The sequence below is a fragment of the Streptomyces sp. SP18BB07 genome (genome assembly GCF_036322545.1).
Lineage (GTDB): Bacteria > Actinomycetota > Actinomycetes > Streptomycetales > Streptomycetaceae > Streptomyces > Streptomyces deccanensis.
In genome coordinates this window covers 1-1,147 of the sequence record NZ_JAQYWT010000281.1, presented here as the reverse complement: position 1 = coordinate 1,147, position 1,147 = coordinate 1, and the positions used below count along the sequence as shown (strand labels likewise).

At 67.0% G+C, this 1,147-nt stretch carries 1 protein-coding gene; it reads left to right on the top strand.

The annotated features are described in order from the left end of the window. Positions 1-63: 63 nt before the first annotated feature. A protein-coding gene (locus PUR53_RS48180; protein WP_443080307.1) for an IS630 family transposase occupies positions 64-1,147 on the top strand; the annotation gives its coding sequence in 2 pieces (ribosomal slippage) (positions 64-511 and positions 511-1,147; 1,085 coding nt annotated over the 2 pieces). This gene is flagged as partial in the annotation.

The window sequence follows — 1,147 nt, the reverse complement described above, 5'->3', positions numbered from 1 at the left end:
TACTGACCTTTCCGTTGAGTTGTCGGGGGTGACATCGCTTGATCCCTGCGGTAGTTCGTGGCTATGAGGTATGCGCAGGGTGGTGGCCTCACTCCTCAAGGCCAGGCCGCGCGGGAGCGAGTGCGCATGCTCGCCGCCGATGCCTTTGCTCTGGGTGAGAAGAACGCAGCGATAGCCAAGAGGCTGCGGGTCAGTGTGCGGTCGGTGGAGCGGTGGCGCCGCTCCTGGTGTGCGGGTGGACGGCAGGCATTGCGTGTCTCGGGGCCTGCGAAGCGGCCGAAGGTCGGCGACGGCGACTTCGCCGTGCTCGAGCCGCTCCTGCTGGACGGCGCGATGGCTCAGGGGTGGGTGGATGAGCGGTGGACGCTTTCGCGGGTGCGGCTGCTGATCGCTGAGCAGCTGGGTGTGTCTTTGTCGATTCGCGGGGTGTGGGAGTTGCTGCGGCGGCACGGCTGGTCGTGTCAGCAGCCTGCGCGGCGGGCTGTCGAACGTGACGATGCGGCGGTGGCCGGCTGGGTGAAGGAGACCTGGCCCCGGGCAAAGCCACCGCGGCGGCGCTCGGGGCGTGGCTGGTCTTCGAGGACGAGGCCGCCGTCTCGATGACGTCGCACCGGGCACGCACCTGGGCGCCCAGAGGGGCCACACCCGTGGTCCGGTTCAACGGCGCTTCCCGCGGCCGCATCTCGTTGGCCGCGCTGGCGTGCTTCAAGTCCGGAGAACGCAGCCGGCTGATCTACCGTCCTCGCATCCAGGGCCATCACCGAGGTGCCCACCGTGGCTTCACCTGGCAGGACTACCGAGATCTCCTCGTGCGGGCTCACATTCAGCTCGGCGGTCCCGTCGTGGTGGTCTGGGACAATCTGAATGTGCACCGCTGCAGTCGATTACGGGAGTACGCGGCGGAGCACGACTGGCTCACCATCGTCCAGCTACCCAGCTATGCACCCGACCTCAACCCGGTCGAGGGAATCTGGTCCTTGCTCCGGCGCAGCACTACCGCCAACGTCGTCTTCACCGACCGCGACCACCTCGTCGAAGCAGTCCGCAGCGGCCTGCGCCAAATCCAACGACAACCCCACCTGATCGACGGTTGCCTCGCCGAAACAGGCCTCCCGCTTGATGCGACAACTCAACGGAAAGGTCAGTA